This window comes from Clostridium tunisiense TJ (genome assembly GCF_000300195.1).
Classification (GTDB): domain Bacteria; phylum Bacillota; class Clostridia; order Clostridiales; family Clostridiaceae; genus Clostridium_J; species Clostridium_J tunisiense.
This window is the reverse complement of sequence record NZ_AMQH01000012.1, coordinates 145,685-161,704: the sequence shown is the minus strand read 5'-3', so window position 1 is coordinate 161,704 and position 16,020 is coordinate 145,685. Positions and strand designations below refer to the sequence as shown.

Annotated in this window: 14 protein-coding genes; 1 reads left to right on the top strand and 13 read right to left on the bottom strand. The window is 32.0% G+C overall.

The genetic code is table 11. From position 1 onward, the window contains the following. Window positions 1-31: 31 nt before the first annotated feature. Window positions 32-2,578 (bottom strand): cation-translocating P-type ATPase, encoded by a 2,547-nt coding sequence (locus C661_RS0112485; RefSeq protein WP_017415661.1) that lies wholly within the window; start codon window positions 2,576-2,578, stop codon window positions 32-34. 477 nt (window positions 2,579-3,055) lie between these two features. On the opposite strand from C661_RS0112485, the gene C661_RS0112480 reads away from it, so the two are divergent. Beyond that, window positions 3,056-4,699, top strand: coding sequence for a putative manganese-dependent inorganic diphosphatase (locus tag C661_RS0112480; protein ID WP_017415660.1), 1,644 nt, complete (start codon window positions 3,056-3,058; stop codon window positions 4,697-4,699). A 39-nt stretch (window positions 4,700-4,738) separates the two neighbouring features. On the opposite strand, the gene C661_RS0112475 is transcribed toward C661_RS0112480, so the two are convergent. From C661_RS0112475 to fliQ, 12 genes are all read right to left on the bottom strand, one after another. Next, window positions 4,739-5,524, bottom strand: a complete 786-nt coding sequence (locus C661_RS0112475; RefSeq protein ID WP_017415659.1) for a hypothetical protein — start codon at window positions 5,522-5,524, stop codon at window positions 4,739-4,741. Between the two features lie 491 nt (window positions 5,525-6,015). Then, window positions 6,016-6,798 (bottom strand): flagellar hook-basal body complex protein, encoded by a 783-nt coding sequence (locus C661_RS0112470; protein WP_017415658.1) that lies wholly within the window; start codon window positions 6,796-6,798, stop codon window positions 6,016-6,018. Between the two features lie 19 nt (window positions 6,799-6,817). Then, on the bottom strand, window positions 6,818-7,609 hold the full coding sequence (locus C661_RS0112465) for a flagellar hook-basal body complex protein (protein WP_017415657.1): 792 nt from the start codon (window positions 7,607-7,609) through the stop codon (window positions 6,818-6,820). After that, window positions 7,609-7,800 carry a hypothetical protein gene (locus tag C661_RS0112460; RefSeq protein ID WP_017415656.1) on the bottom strand — a complete coding sequence of 64 codons (192 nt, stop codon included), beginning with the start codon at window positions 7,798-7,800 and terminating at the stop codon, window positions 7,609-7,611. Before C661_RS0112460 ends, C661_RS0112465 begins: the two co-directional genes overlap by 1 nt. 5 nt (window positions 7,801-7,805) lie before the next feature. Continuing rightward, on the bottom strand, window positions 7,806-8,462 hold the full coding sequence (locus C661_RS22780; protein WP_017415655.1) for a DUF6115 domain-containing protein: 657 nt from the start codon (window positions 8,460-8,462) through the stop codon (window positions 7,806-7,808). A 14-nt stretch (window positions 8,463-8,476) separates the two neighbouring features. Next, complete coding sequence (locus tag C661_RS0112450; protein ID WP_017415654.1) at window positions 8,477-9,211, bottom strand: FliA/WhiG family RNA polymerase sigma factor; 735 nt, start codon at window positions 9,209-9,211, stop codon at window positions 8,477-8,479. An 11-nt stretch (window positions 9,212-9,222) separates the two neighbouring features. Next, on the bottom strand, window positions 9,223-9,876 hold the full coding sequence (locus C661_RS0112445; RefSeq protein WP_017415653.1) for a flagellar brake protein: 654 nt from the start codon (window positions 9,874-9,876) through the stop codon (window positions 9,223-9,225). 9 nt (window positions 9,877-9,885) lie between these two features. Further along, a complete protein-coding gene (locus C661_RS0112440; RefSeq protein ID WP_017415652.1) occupies window positions 9,886-10,755 on the bottom strand; it encodes a MinD/ParA family protein in 870 nt (289 codons plus the stop codon). After that, window positions 10,749-11,819: a flagellar biosynthesis GTPase FlhF gene (gene flhF, locus C661_RS0112435; protein WP_017415651.1), complete on the bottom strand. Its 1,071-nt coding sequence runs from the start codon at window positions 11,817-11,819 to the stop codon at window positions 10,749-10,751. Before flhF ends, C661_RS0112440 begins: the two co-directional genes overlap by 7 nt. Continuing rightward, a complete protein-coding gene (gene flhA / locus C661_RS0112430; RefSeq protein ID WP_041877367.1) occupies window positions 11,819-13,888 on the bottom strand; it encodes a flagellar biosynthesis protein FlhA in 2,070 nt (689 codons plus the stop codon). Before flhA ends, flhF begins: the two co-directional genes overlap by 1 nt. A 12-nt stretch (window positions 13,889-13,900) precedes the next feature. Further along, entirely contained in the window at window positions 13,901-15,736 is a 1,836-nt protein-coding gene (locus C661_RS0112425; protein WP_026051044.1) for a fused FliR family export protein/FlhB family type III secretion system protein, read from the bottom strand. A 12-nt stretch (window positions 15,737-15,748) separates the two neighbouring features. Next, window positions 15,749-16,018, bottom strand: coding sequence for a flagellar biosynthesis protein FliQ (fliQ, locus tag C661_RS0112420; protein ID WP_017415647.1), 270 nt, complete (start codon window positions 16,016-16,018; stop codon window positions 15,749-15,751). Window positions 16,019-16,020: the final 2 nt, after the last annotated feature.

Here is a 16,020-nt window from a genome sequence, read left to right as displayed (position 1 = left end):
ACTTAATTTGCTTATTTTTTATTTAAATATTTTAATGCTTATGGCTTAGTAATATATAAACACTATTAATTAAGGAAATTATTCCAGAGAAGAACACAATTATCATCCATTGCCCAAAGTTAATAGCTGAGGTGTGGAATATTCCTTGGAAAGTTGGTACATACATAATAGAAACTAAAGCTCCTATGGAAATAGTCACTGCCCCTAATAAGTACATATTGCTAAATGGATTTATTTCGAATAAAGATAGTTTTTCACTTCTACATTCAAATACATGAATTAATTGAGAGCAAATTAAGGTTCCAAGAGCTAGGGTTCTACAGGTTTCCAAGTTAAACCTATAGTATTTGCCAACTAAAAATGCAAGTACTGTACATATTCCTATTAATGAACCTCTTAATAAAATCTTCTCTTTTAATCCCCTTGAAAATACGCCTTCATTCTTATCTCTTGGTCTTTCATACATAATATTCTTATCTGCTGGATCTACGCCTAAAGCAATAGCTGGAAGTCCATCTGTTACCAAGTTTACGAATAATATTTGAATTGGTAGAAGAGGTACTTCTAAATAGAAGAGAGATGCTAAAAACATAGTTAATACTTCTCCAAGGTTACAAGATAATAGATACCTTATAAATTTCCTAATGTTATCATATATAACTCTTCCCTCTTCAACTGCTGCTACTATAGTTGCAAAGTTATCATCTAAAAGAATCATTGAGGCAGCTTCTTTGGTCACATCTGTACCTGATACCCCCATAGCTATACCAATGTCAGCTTCCTTAACTGCTGGGGCATCATTTACCCCATCACCAGTCATAGCTACAATTTTATTTTTAGCTTTAAAGGCTTTAACTATTCTTAACTTATGTTTAGGGCTTACCCTAGCAAAAATTCTGTATTTATCTATACTATTATTTAACTCTTTATCACTTAGATTATCAAGCTCTGCTCCAGTTATAACTTCTGAGGCATCAGAACATATATCTAGCTCCTTCCCAATTGCAAAAGCAGTATTTTTATGGTCTCCAGTAATCATTACGGGCTTAATACCAGCAATTTTGCATTCTAAAACTGCATCCTTAACTTCTTTTCTTGGTGGATCGATGATTCCTGCAACCCCAACAAAAATTAAATCACTTTCCACTCTTTCACTCTTTACTAAATGATTTTCTTTATAGGCCCCTGCAATGCAGCGAAGTGCTCTAAAGGACATATCATCTATAAATTTCTCTACACTCTTTCTGTAAGCCGGTGTTAGGGTTTCAACTCTTCCATTTATTAGAATATGAGAGCATCTTTCTAGTACTCTTTCAGGTGCACCCTTAACATAGCAGATTTCTTTATCTCTACTGTCCTTCATAATAACAGTCATCATTTTTCTTGTAGAATTAAATTGTATATCGTAAACTCTTTCAGAAGAGGATACAAACTTTTCTATATCTCTAGTTTTATTGAAAAAGGCTTTAATTAGTGCTGTTTCTGTTGGATCTCCCATTAATGCCTTGTCTACAGCGCTATTAGTAAAATCATAATTACAGTCATTGCAATAAGTAAATATTTTCTTAAGCATATCATTTTCATAGTCTTTTCCACCATCTATATTATGAATTTTACCATCATAAAGTAAAGCTTTCACAGTCATTTTATTTTCGGTCAAAGTTCCTGTTTTATCACTACAAATTACGGAAGTACAACCTAGAGTTTCAACTGCAGGAAGTTTTCTAACTAAGGCATTTCTGCTTAACATTCTAGAAACACCAAGAGCTAATGCTACTGTAACAATAGCTGATAGACCCTCTGGAATTGCTGCTACAGCCAAACTAACTCCAGACAAAAACATTTCATAGGCATTTTGCCCACGCCATATACCTAAAACAGTTACTAAGGCGCAAATTGATAGGCATAGTACCACAAGTATTCTACCAAGGGAATTCAATCTCTCCTTTAATGGTGAGGCTTCATCCTCAATATTACCAAGCATATCAGCAATTCTACCCATTTCAGTATTCATTCCTGTAGAATAAACCTTTGCCTTTCCTTTTCCCGTAAGCACTATAGTCCCCATGTACATATGACAGTTATCATCTTCACTACTTTTAAAAACCCCTACTGACTCTCCTGTTAGTAAGGATTCATCTACCATTACATTGTTGTTCTCTACTAATATACAATCTGCTGGAACTCTATCTCCACTTTCTAAGACTATTAAATCCCCTGGTACTAGGTAAATGGAGTTGATTATTTCAATTCTACCATTTCTAATTACCTTTGCTGTAGGAGATGCAAGCTCCTTTAAAGCCTCTAAAGATTTTTCAGTTTTAAACTCCTGAACAAAACCTAAAATTGCATTCATAAATACAATGATAAGGATAGTTATTGCATCAGCCTTGTCCCCCATTATTCCTGAGATTAATGTAGCAGCAATTAATATCCATATAATTAAATCATTAAACTGTGAAAGAAAAATCTTCATAGCTGAAATTTTTTCTTTGTTTGCTAATACATTAAGCCCATGTTCTTTTAACTTTCTTTCAACTTCTTCATTAGTAAGTCCTCTGTATTCTTTAGCTCTCACACTTTTTCCCCCTTTTTATAAAAATTAGCATCTTATATATTAGTTCTTATGCATGGCCAAATAGATGCCTTTCCATAAAATATATGTACTAGCTTCTTAGTATATTCCTTAAGAGAAATTACCCTAAAGAAATTATATGAAGGCCAAAGCTATAAGATTAATTTATATTCCTTATGTCATGTAGGAAACTAAATTCAAAACTCAACTTACATATAAATCCCATATTGGCTCCCTAAGGCGTTTTCAAGGTTCATTTATTCATGATGACTGAAATTCATCATGAGCAAATTAATCTTTACCTAAGGAACCCTATAACATGCAATAAATTTTTAGAGAGACTTGTGCAGTGATAACAAAAAAACTGTTTATATCTACCTGGAAATCTTGTTAGTACCAATAGTTTCATTGACATGGTAATAATTACACTATAAAATACTATGTATATAACTTGGAATTAGTAAACAAGGAGGTATGCAAATGAAAAATACTATATATATTACAGGTCATAGAAATCCTGATTCAGATTCTATTTGCTCTGCAATAGCCTATGCTGAGTTTAAAAATAAAACTCAAAAAATTCCTGCCGTTCCCATTAGACTTGGAGAAATAAATAGCGAAACCGCATTTATATTAAATTATTTTGGTGTGGAACCACCTCAATTAGTTCAAACTGTAAAAACTCAAGTTGCAGATTTAGATATTGATACTGTGGCACCTATAGCTCCAGACATATCATTGAAAATGGCTTGGTCCATAATGAAAAAAAATAACATTAAAACCTTACCTGTCATTGATTCAAACGATAGACTATGGGGAATAGTTTCCGTTTCAAACTTAGCCTCTAGTTACCTAGATATTTGGGATAACTATATCCTAGCTAAGAGTAATACTACTATAAATAATATCCTTGAAACTCTTTCAGGAAAGATTGTATATTTATCTGAAGAAACACTAAATCTTACAGGTAAAGTAGTAGTTTCCACCATGGCACCTGACTATGATAAAACTATAATAGAAGCAGGAGATATTGTAATTTGTGGTGATAGAGAGGATACTCAAAAGTTTATTATAGAAAAGCAGGCAAAACTAATGATAATTTGTGGTAGTAGCGTCCCTTCTAATACTACTATAGACATAGCTAAGGAAAAAGGTTGCTCTGTAATAACAACTCCTTATGACTCCTTTACTGCTGCACGTCTTATCCCACAAAGTATTCCAATCAGCTTTGTAATGACTAAAAATAATGTAATATCCTTTGATACCAATGATTTTATTGAAGATATTAAAGATATTATGCTAGAAACTAGGTATAGAAGTTATCCTGTTTTAGATGAAAGTGGTAAGGTAATCGGTAGTATTTCAAGATATCACTTAATTACACAAAATAGAAAAAAGGTTATTTTAGTTGATCATAATGAAAAAGCTCAATCTGTTGCTGGACTTGAAGAGGCAGATGTTTTGGAAATCCTTGATCATCATAGAATTGCAGACATTCAAACTGGACTGCCAATCTATTTTAGAAATGAGCCTGTTGGAAGTACTTCAACTATTGTAGCATCAATATTCTTTGAAAATGGTATTAGACCAAGCAAGCAAATTGCGGGACTTTTGTGTGCTGCAATTATATCAGATACTTTATTATTAAAGTCTCCTACAGCTACCTTAGTTGATGAAATAACCCTTAAGAGATTGGCTGAAATTGCCAACTTAAATATAGAGGATTTTGCTAAAGAAATGTTTAAAGCTGGAACTTCTCTTGAAGGAAAAACTGCTAAAGAAATTCTATATCAGGATTTTAAAACCTTCGCTATTAATAATTATAAAGTTGGAGTTTCTCAAGTAACTACCACTTATATTGAAGGATTTAACCCAATGATTGAAGATTTAAAAGCTCTTATGAATAGAAAGGCTTCCTCAAATGGCTTTGATATAATGCTTTTAATGATCACAGACATATTTAGTAGTAGCTCGTTGTTTATTGCTGCTGGAGAACATAAGGAATTATTCTATAGAGCCTTTAATGTTAAGTCAAAGAACGATACTGTTTTCTTGGATGGTATTGTTTCTAGAAAAAAACAAGTTATTCCTCCAATTACTGAGGTAATTAATCAATCTAAATAATAAAAGTTAACATAAAGCAGTGAAAATCCTTCTGGGTATTCACTGCTTTATTAAAAAGCTAATTATTTCTGCTTGGTAGATCCAGAAGGCTATAAATATAACAAAGCATATACTATATATTAAGGATAAATAGTCCTTTAAAACTATATCGTCAATTTTATTAGTATAAGCCCCATAACTTTTTAAGTAATGAACATTTTTCCTCTCAACATAATAATAAAAATTAACAGCTTCAATATACGCTGCCATAATATAAACATTTAACAGAGGATCATGAAAAATATTGCTAACGAAATCTCCTCTAAAGCTAATCTTAAAGGTTCTATTTCTTGGCACATATATAATGTAGAGTATTAATAGTGCTATTATAGCTGGGATAATATTTAATACATTATTGAGTATTTTATATATATTGCTATGAAAGCTAACATAGTAAATCAAAGTAAAAACTATACCTCCAATGTTACCTGCCAGCATTATATAAAATATTGGTGCAATGAATCCACAAACTAAAGATCTTGATATTATTGATAAGGCATCATAAAAATGCCTTTTATCCCCTACCTTATTTATAAGAGTTTTTCTTTCGCTACTACTAATTTCAATAACTATAAATGCTACAATTAGATTTTCTAATTCTTTATTGTGAATTAAAGTTATCACCATACCTACTAATGGAATAAAAATCAAATAAACTAAATTACAAATTGCCTTTCTCTTGAGTTTTGCTATTAAAAACCTATTTAAATTTTCAAATATGAAATGCCTATCCACTCTCCACAGCACTACACTAATTAAGCATCCAAAAAGGTATCCAACTCCCATAGCTTTCCTCCCCACTAATAATTCTAGTATATAAACTTTTGAAATTGCACTGATTCTTAAAAACTCACTTCTTTGAGTTGTTAAGTTTTTATACCCTATTATATGTGATTAATAAATTCTTTAGAATGTAAAAATTCTTATGCCTTTGAGTAATTACTAAAGGGCTTTTAAATACTTTTCTCCTCTTTATAACTAAATCTAACAACAGTGATTATATAATTTTACTAGCCATTTATTTCTTATTGTATTTAAGAATATATATTATAAAGATATATTTTTACGCCATGCTTAATTGATGCATAAGAAAAATTATAAATAAAAAACTCATATAAGGGCTAAACACCTATATATGAGTTAATATTATAAAATTTATGTACTTTTGATTAAATTTCCTAAATATGATTTGTGTGCATTGAAATAGTAATAACTTTGCATGAAGTAATTTTATTTAAACTACTAATGTACTATCTATGCCTTAGTACGCATAATCACTATCTTAAACTATTCACCATATGCCACATTTCATCTACGGTTTTTAATCCTGTAGAACTTAGCTGAAAAGCCCTTTGAGTTAATATCATGTCAGTCATCTCTTGGCCTATATCCACATTAGAATTCTCTAAGTAACCTTGAAGTATGTTTCTATCCTCTACTTCAACCATGTCAACATTTTCTCGTGGAATATACAAACTTTCTCCAGTAGAAAGTAATCCATCTCCACCTACAGAGTCATAAGTTCTTACTTCACCTACTTTAAAGAAGTTATCACCATTTTTAATCATTAAATTTCCATGCTGATCTATATCAAAACTACCTTCTTTAAGTTTTAATTCTCCCGAAAGATTTAATTCATTTCCTGCCTCATTAACAACACTTAATTTATACCCATTATTATCTACTAGAGTGCCTTGTGCATCAAGCTTAAAATTTCCATTTCTTGTATAAGCGGCAGTACCATCCTGCTTATAGACCCTAAAAAATCCTTTCCCATCGATGGCTAAGTCAGTACTAGCTCCTGTTTCCTTAAAACTTCCTTGAGTAAACTGCCTAAGAGCAATGGTGCTCTTAACTCCACTTCCAGAATAAAGGTTAGTTGCACCATCTGAAGTTGGATATCCTAATCTCTGTAAAGAGTTATTATATAAATCCTGAAATTGAACATTTACTTTTTTATATCCTACAGTATTTACATTAGCTATATTATTAGAAATAGCATCTAACTTATTTTGTTGTGCCACCATAGAACTTCTATTAGTGTATAAAAGTGTATACATGTTTTTTCACTCCTTAAACTTATCTCACAGTTCCAATTTCGTTAACAGCCTTACCTAGTGTTTCGTCTAATGCCTTTAAAACTTTAGTATCACTTTCAAAATTTCTCATCACAGCCATCATGTCAGACATTTCTTTAATTATATCTACATTTGCCGCCTCTAAGGAACTTTGTTTAACTGAATAATTAGTGGCTAAAATTGGATTTTCACCTTCATATAGATTATCACTAACCTTATTAAGATTATCATACTTATTATCTTTTTTTGTAAAATCAGCCACTGCTATTTGAGATCTTCTTGCTCCATCTACGGAGATAACCCCTTCCTTTGAGCAAGAAATATTCCCACTTCCTACATATACAGGCTCTAATTGTCCATTATTGTTATACCCTAATACTCGATCTCCATTTACTGTTACTAAATAGCCGTTACCATCAATATTAAAATGTCCATCTCTTGTGTAATAATTTTTTGTACCGCCTACTTCATTTCTCTGTACTACGAAAAATCCTTCTCCTTCAATGGCAAAATCGGTCTTTATACCTGTTTCTTTCACTAACCCTTGAGAAAAATTAGTATTTCTTTCATCAATTTCAGATCCATTGCTTAAATATCCTATATTATTAATTACATTTCTATTCCCTTGCATTTTATCTCTATTAGATATCATTACCTGATCAAAACTTTTTATCGAGATATTTTCTGACTTATACCCTGATGTATTCGCATTAGCAATATTATTCATTATAACGTTTTGTTTTGCTTCACTAGTTATAAGACCTGAAGCAGCTGAATATAATCCTCTTATCATTATTTCACCTCATCCTTAATCATTACCCTGATTTCTTCTGGATATTTCATACCAAGCTTTCTCGCCCTTAGTTCTACTTGTCCATCACTAAGGCTGTAACTGATTCCACTTGAAAGGGAAAAAAAGGAACCAATTAATATTCCAATCCCAATACCTAATAAAATCTTTTTATCACTTAAAACTTCTAGCAATTCTTTTACTTTAAATATAAATCTTTTATTAATAGGACTTCACCCTTTCCCATATTAAGCTTCTTTGCAATTTCATCTAAAGTTAATCCTTGATTAAATAAGTTTTTTACATCTTCAATTTTTAAGTTGTTACTTGTTTCTAACCCTTCAGCCTGTTCTAGCTGATTATCATCACTTACTTGATTGTAAGAGTCTTTTTGTTGAACTTCAATTCCTAACCCTTTGTTTTCTGAAGGTTTGTCATAAACTTGTTCTTTTATTTCCATACTATTAGGATCTATCACTGAGAATTCATCTTTATTATAACTTATATCTTCAGTTTCTGCATTCCTATTATAAAATTTCTGTAACTCACTATTGATAGTTTCTTCCACTTCATAATTAAATCCAAGCTCCTCATGATTTTCATAGGGGACTTCCAATTTCTTAGGAGCGTCATTCTTAAGGTTTTCTACTTGTTCTCTTAAGTCAATAATTTCCCTTTGTAGCTCAGTAATGGTTTCAGCAAATTCTCTTCTTACTTCACCAATTTTTAAATCTATATCTTGTAAATTTATTGTTGCGTCATTAAAAACACCCTTAAAAGATTTTTTTTCTTTCGTAATTGCTCGCCAATTTACAATAACTAATAAAATTCCAACAAGAAAAAGTAAAATATACATGTGTTCACCTATTTCTATGTATTAATATCATATTTAAGTTTTTGAATAGCATTTCTTAAGTTAATAATTGCCTTGCTATGCAATTGGCACACCCTAGATTCAGACACCTCTAAGATCTGTCCAATTTGCTTTAAAGTTAGCCCCTCGAAATAATAAAGGTTTAGAATTAACTTGTCTTTTTCCCTTAAAACTTCTAAAGCCTTGTATAAGTATTCTTTCATTTCTCTTTCTTCAAGGGTTTTCTGTGGGCTTGGACTATTGGTATCTTCAATAGAATTTAATAATGCAACGTCATCATCATCACTAAATAAAAGTGAATCTAAGGATACCATAGAAATATAATTAATATAACCTTCAACTTGTGATACTTCTTCTGAAGTAATTTGTAGTTCATTTGCAATCTCAATATTTGTTGGTTCTCTAAGCAACTTATTATGTAAGGTTTCTACTGCTTCATTATATCTGTTTAATTTATCCATAGATCTTTTAGGAATTGGGCTATTTCTTCTTAACTCATCTATCATGGCCCCTTTTATTCTTATAGATGCATAAGTTGAAAACTTCATACCCTTACTTTCATCGAACTTACTCAAAGCATCCATAAGCCCAAGCATTCCATAACTAACCAAATCCTCAAATTCCACATATTTTGTCTTACCAATTATAATCTTTGAAGCTATATATTTAACTAATGGTAGATACTTTTTTACAATTTCAGTTTTTACATCTACATGGTATGCTACAGACATATTAATTCCTCCTATTTTGATCTAATGGTTTTTCTCATGGCCTTAAAGATAAACTCTATAATCTTCTCTCTAGTTCTTCCGTCCATGTCTTTGAAAGCAAGCCCACAAATAAATAGTTTGCTCTCTTGGTCTCTTTCAATCCTTGTCACCTTACATAGTGATACAAATTCATAACTTTCTATAGGTACAGATACCATTACGTGATCTCCAAGTTTAACTTCTGATGAAATCTTAGCTCTCATGCCACCACCACTAATATCCAATGAGTACCCTTTTATAAATTCTCCCTGAAGAATATTTTTTTTAGTTTCTTCACTATAATCTTTTAGCAAAGCATAACTAATTTCTGTAACATAATCCACTCTAACATATCTTCTCCTTTGAACCTTATGAACCTCAGTAGGTATATTGATAATAATTAGTGGGATTTTATCATGTTTTCTCCCTACAACTTCTGACTTAAACTTATAAATATTTCCCTTATCATCAGTATAATACCCTTCCACTAGATCTCCACGGTTTAAGGGATAGTACATGCCCTCATTCATAGGAATGCCAAGATATAAGTAATCTTCATCTATCTCTTGAATTATACTTTTTCCTATTGCTCCATCTTCAAATAATATTTCTAATTTTTTGTTAATCTGATAAGAAACTGTAATCATTTTGTCCCCCTAAGAAAAAACTTTAAATATTCTTTTAAATAGTCCTTGTATACCTTCACTATCGGTTTTATAGTTAATACCCTCTATTTCCTTAGCAAGATTTTGGATATCCTTGGCTGCATCGGAATTAGGGTAAGCTAAAACTAAAGGTGTTTGCATTCTAACAGCTTGGGTTAATCTTTTATCATCAGAGACATTTCCAAGATGGAATAACTTTATATTCAAAAACCGCTGTGCTGCGTTATTGAATTTATAGAAAGTATTTTTTCCTTCTCGCTCATCAAACACTCTATTTACTACAACCTTTGCAGAGGTTTTTATTTTAAAATGGCTTACTGCTTTTAATAAACTATAAGCATCTGTAAGAGCAGTAGGCTCAGGTGTTGTAACTATTAATAATTCATCACTACAAGCAATAAATCCAAGAACGCTTCTATTTATACCTGCTCCAGTATCAATCAGTATATAGTCAAAGCCCTCAAGATGCTCTAATTTTTTTAAAAATATCTTTCTTTGAACTTCCGTTAAATCATCAACTTTAGATAATCCTGAACCACCAGGAAGTAATTTTATTCCATGGGGACCCTCAACAAGAACTTCTTCGATTTCCTTACCTGAAAAGATAGTATCAAAAACACTATACTTAGGTACACATCCAATCAGCACATCATCATTTCCCATACCTAAATCTGCATCAAAAATCATAACTTTTTTTCCTAGCTTTTGAAGAGTAATTCCTAAGTTAACTACAATATTGCTTTTCCCAACTCCTCCCTTTCCGGAAGTGATGGTAAAAACCTTAGTATCTCTATTAACTTTTTCTTCTCTTATAGCATTACCCTCTGCCATTTGTCTTAGCTTAGCTGCTTGATCTAACATATGCTTTTCTCTCCTAATATTAAGTTTAAAACTTCACTATCAGTTGGTGTTTTCACATCTTCTGGTACATTTTGACCAGTTGTTATGAAGCTAATTGGTGCCTGCGCCTTATGACAAATATTTAATATTGATCCATAAGTACAAGTTTCATCTAGCTTTGTAATGATTACATAATCATAATTTATAGCCTTATAGCCTTCTGTTATAATTCTTATATCTCTATTTTTTGTAGTTGCACTAATAACTAAATGAATCTTGGTTGCCTTTGCTTTATCAATAAATGCTCTAAGTTCAGAAATTTGCATAGTGTTTTTACTGCTTCTTCCAGTGGTATCAATTAATACCACATCACAATCCTTCATACTCTCTACAGCACCCTCCATTTCGCCCATGGAGAATACAACTTTAAAGGGTATTCCCATTATCTCAGCATAAGTTTTAAGTTGTTCTACAGCTCCTATTCTATAAGTATCCACTGTTATTAGTCCGACCTTCTTCTTTTCCAAAAGGGCAAGCCTACCAGCTAGTTTTGCAATGGTAGTTGTCTTTCCTACTCCTGTGGGACCTATTAATGCTATAACCCCCTCCATTTTAGGCGTTTGTACAGTAACCATATCACTTACTATTTCCATTAATTCATTTTTCCATTGCTCCTCGGCAGAATCCTTTGGGAGTCTACTTAAAATACCCTCTATAATTTCATCTTCCACATCTAATTCCTTAAGATAATTAAGAATTTCTCCTTTTTCATTTATATCTCCTAGGGACATTTTACTAGTATTTTCCATGAAGGTATTCATCATAGACTTCATTTCTTCCACTTCTTTTAGCAGTATAGCTGAGCTGAAATCTGTATTTATTGGCGCTTCTTTTTTTTGGCTTTGTTGTGATTCCTTTGAGTCTATTGCAGCAGTAACTTCAAAAACCTTTGAAGAAAATAAACCTTTGATTCCCGGTCTTTTAACCTTTCTTTGGCTGATAATTACTGCTTCCTTTCCTAATTCCTCACCTATTTTATTTAGTGCTTCCTTCATACTTCTGGCTAAATAACGTTTTATTATCATTACACTGCTACAACTCCTTCAGTTCTTATCTCAATGTCATTAGGTATTTCATTAAGTGAAAGCACTGCAACGTTTGGAAATACCATTTCAATCAACTTTCTAAAAGCTGGTCTTATTCTTGGTGAAACCAAGATTACTGGTATATTATTTGGGAAATAAGTTCTATTTAGTCCATCCCTAATAGAATTAAGTATTTCAGTTGTAACTTCTGGATTCACTGCTGGGAAAGACCCCTGCATAGATTTTTGAATGTTACTTCCAATAATACTATCAATTTCTTGTGACAGGGTTAAAACTGTAATAGCATTGTTTTCATCTACTAATTCATTACATATATTTCTTCCAAGAGAAAACCTTACATACTCTGTAAGAAGTTCAATATCCTTAGTATTTCTAGAGTTATCAGCAAGACACTCTAAAATTGTTACCATATCTTTAATTGAAACTTTTTCTCTTAATAAATTCTGAAGTACCTTTTGAATTTCACCAATTGTCATTAAATCTGGAATAAGTTCTTCAACAACTGTATTATATTTTTCTTTCACAGAATCAATAATAAGCTTAGTTTCTTGTCTTCCAAGAAGTTCATAGCTATGAGCTTTAATAGTTTCTGTTAAATGAGTAACCATAACTGTTGTTGGGTCAACTACAGTTAAACCTTTTATTTCAGCTTCTTCCCTTTGATCCTTATTTATCCATAGGGCTTCAATGCCAAAGGTTGGCTCTAAGGTCTTAATTCCTGGCATTGAAATCTCCTCATTACTTGGATCCATACACAGGAACATATTTGGCATAAGTTCTGACCTTGCTATAACTGTTCCCCTAATTTTAATCACATATTCATTAGTTTTTAACTGAAGATTATCTCTTATTCTAATAGGCTGAACAACAATTCCCATCTCAATAGCACATTGACGCCTAACAGAGGAAATTCTTTGAAGTAAGTCTCCACCAGTTGATTCATCTGCTAAAGGAATTAATCCATAACCTATCTCTATCTCAAGGGGCTCTACTGTAATTAAATTCATTACATTCTCTGGTTCTCTGCTTTCAGTCTCAATAATTTCTTTTTCCTCAAGCTCTAAAGTGGAAGCAACCTTCGCTTTTTCTTCTTTAAACAGCAAGTAGGCACTATAGCCTGTAGCTCCAGAAAGCATTAAAAATATAAAAGTTGGCATTCCTGGAATTAATGCAAAGATAAATAATACAAAAGAAGCAATAGCAATAACTACCGGGAAAGCTGTAAGCTGAGAAGTAAGTTGAGTTCCTAAATTCTCATCACTGCCTGAACGAGTAACTAGTATACCAGAAGCTGTAGAAATTAACAGGGCTGGTATCTGCCCTACAAGTCCATCTCCAATAGTAAGTTGAGTATATGTAGCTGCTGCCTGAGCTGCATCCATGCCATTCATTAAAATCCCAATAATTATGCCACCCAAAATATTAATAATAGTAATTATAATACCTGCAATAGCATCTCCCTTTACAAACTTTGAAGCTCCATCCATAGCTCCATAGAAATCTGCTTCACTTTGAAGATTTTTTCTTCTTTCTCTCGCCTGTTCTTCGGTTATCATTCCTGCATTTAAGTCTGCATCAATACTCATTTGTTTACCTGGCATTGCATCTAAAGTAAATCTTGCCGTAACTTCTGAAACCCTTCCAGCTCCGTTGGTTATAACAATGAACTGAATAATTATAATAATTAGGAAGATTACAATACCAACAGCATAGTTCCCTCCAATAACAAACTCTCCAAAGGCCTGTACAATTTTTCCAGCATTAGCTTCTGATAAAATAAGTCTTGTAGAAGACACATTTAGTGCTAATCTAAATAGAGTTGTAACAAGTAATAAGGTTGGAAACACTGATAACTGCAATACATGAGTGGTAAACATGGAAATAAGTAGTATTACCACTGATATGGATATATTTACTGCAAAGAAAATATCTAACATCCAAGGTGGTAATGGAATAATAATCATTAATATAATAAGAATTACAGCAAATGCAACCAAGATATCTAAATTATTTTTTATGTTAAAAGTTTTATGTTCTGCCAAGTCCATCATCCTTTTTCATTATTTCTTTAGGTTCATCACTAACACAAGAATTTCCGCTACTGCTTGATACATGTCGTAGGGTACTTCTTCATCTAGTTCTACCTTACTAAACATTAATCTTGCAAGAGGTTTGTTTTCAATGATTGGAACTTTGTTTTCCATGGCAATTTCTTTAATTTTAATTGCAATATTATCACTACCCTTTGCTACAACTATTGGTGCCTTACCACTTTTCTCGTCATACTTTACTGCTATTGCAATATGAGTAGGGTTTGTAATAACCACTGTGGCATCAGGTACTGCTTGCATCATTCTCTTCATTGCCATATCCCTTTGTTTTTGTCTAATTTTTGATTTAATTTGAGGGTCTCCCTCTTGTTGTTTAAATTCTTCCTTAACTTCTTGCTTAGTCATTTTTAAATCTTTATTAAATTGAAATCTTTGATACACATAATCTATAATTCCTATAGCTATTAAAACCATTGAAACTTTAGAAAAAATATTAATAATGAGGCTAGAAACCTCTATAATAATCGCATCTACTTTAAAACTGCTATAATTTATTATTGAATAATAATGGTCCTTCACAAAACTATATCCAACATACCCAACAATTGAAACTATAATCAAGTTTTTAATCAAATCTACAAGGGCCTTCATAGAAAACATTCTTTTGAATCCGCTAATAGGATTTAATTTTTCTAGTTTAGGCTTTAAAGGCTCCGTTGTAAGTACCTTTCCAGTTTGAGCAACATTGGCAACTACACCAATTATCATTATTGGAAGTGCAATTGGTAAAAAAACCATCATAATTCTTATAAAAGAATTTATCAAAATACCCTTAAAGCTTTGGTTATTTAGTACGAAATTAGGATAGTACTGCAAATAAAGTATTAGAGTTTCCTTTAGCTTATCCACTACAAAGTTACTAACTACTAAAATTGTTATAGTAATAGAAACTAGGACTATGGCGGAAGTTAACTCCTTGCTTTTAACAACTTGTCCTTTATCTTTTGCATCCTTTTTCTTTTTAGGTGTTGCTTCCTCAGTTTTTTCACCACTATCGCTGGCTACAAACATTACAAGGAAGGGTAAAATATTAAAATATTCAGTGAAAATGTCATCTAGCCTTCCAAAATTAGTTACTATAACTTTCATAATCATTGGTATTAACACACCAAAGGCTGAAAGACCAACTAGAAGCTTAATGGGCATACCTAAAATCATAGCATTGAGCTGAGGCATTATCCTGGAAACTAGACCCAGGACTATTTCTGTAATTAATAGTATTAATATAATAGGTATTGCTATTTTAAAACCAATAACAAAGAATTCAAATATGATATGAATCATATAAGTAGAATGCTGTGGCAAGAAGGTAAAGCCTCCTAACGCAACAACTTTAAAACTATCTATAAGTGCCTTTACAACAATTAAGTGTCCATCTACTAGCATAAAAACCATAAGCGAAAGCCAATATAAAACTCTTCCCATCACCGAAAGATTCTCGCTAGCAATTGGATCAAATAAAGTCATCATAGAAAATCCAATAGAAAAGTCCATCATCTGACCTGCCATTTGAGCTATAGAAAAGACAAGATTAATTATAAATCCCATGGATAACCCTACAATTATTTCTTTAAATACAAGGGGGATTAACCCCATTAAACTATTTATACTAATAACTGCACTTGAATCCAAAAGGGGGGAAATTATCATGGAAACTACCATGGACAATCCAATCTTTAAAAGAGCTGGAGTATCACTGGGAAAAAAGGCTTGCACAGATAATATTAAAGAACTAATTCTTATAAATACCATGAAAAATACTATAAATAATGCAAAGTCTATCAAAATTTATCCCACCTAAGCTCCTATATTAGAAATTATGGAAAAGATTTGCTTAGTAAAGCTGATTAGCTGATTCCCCATCCAGCTAGCTGTAAGAAGCCCAACCACTGCCACCGCAAGAATTTTTGGAACAAAGGTTAAGGTTTGCTCCTGTATTTGAGTGGTAGCTTGAAAAATACTAATTAAAAGTCCTACTACAGTAGCCGTTATTAAAATTGGTCCTGAAACCATAAGCGCTACCTTAATCATATCCTTTAACAGTGCAACAACCATTGTATCCGACATAT

Coding starts and splice junctions, on each gene's coding strand:
- C661_RS0112480 (WP_017415660.1), top strand. CDS start 3,056: ATGAAAAATACTATATATATTACAGGTCATAGAAATCCTGATTCAGAT.
- C661_RS0112475 (WP_017415659.1), bottom strand. CDS start 5,524: ATGGGAGTTGGATACCTTTTTGGATGCTTAATTAGTGTAGTGCTGTGG.
- C661_RS0112470 (WP_017415658.1), bottom strand. CDS start 6,798: ATGTATACACTTTTATACACTAATAGAAGTTCTATGGTGGCACAACAA.
- C661_RS0112465 (WP_017415657.1), bottom strand. CDS start 7,609: ATGATAAGAGGATTATATTCAGCTGCTTCAGGTCTTATAACTAGTGAA.
- C661_RS22780 (WP_017415655.1), bottom strand. CDS start 8,462: ATGTATATTTTACTTTTTCTTGTTGGAATTTTATTAGTTATTGTAAAT.
- C661_RS0112450 (WP_017415654.1), bottom strand. CDS start 9,211: ATGTCTGTAGCATACCATGTAGATGTAAAAACTGAAATTGTAAAAAAG.
- C661_RS0112445 (WP_017415653.1), bottom strand. CDS start 9,876: ATGATTACAGTTTCTTATCAGATTAACAAAAAATTAGAAATATTATTT.
- C661_RS0112440 (WP_017415652.1), bottom strand. CDS start 10,755: ATGTTAGATCAAGCAGCTAAGCTAAGACAAATGGCAGAGGGTAATGCT.
- flhF (WP_017415651.1), bottom strand. CDS start 11,819: ATGATAATAAAACGTTATTTAGCCAGAAGTATGAAGGAAGCACTAAAT.
- flhA (WP_041877367.1), bottom strand. CDS start 13,888: ATGGACTTGGCAGAACATAAAACTTTTAACATAAAAAATAATTTAGAT.
- fliQ (WP_017415647.1), bottom strand. CDS start 16,018: ATGTCGGATACAATGGTTGTTGCACTGTTAAAGGATATGATTAAGGTA.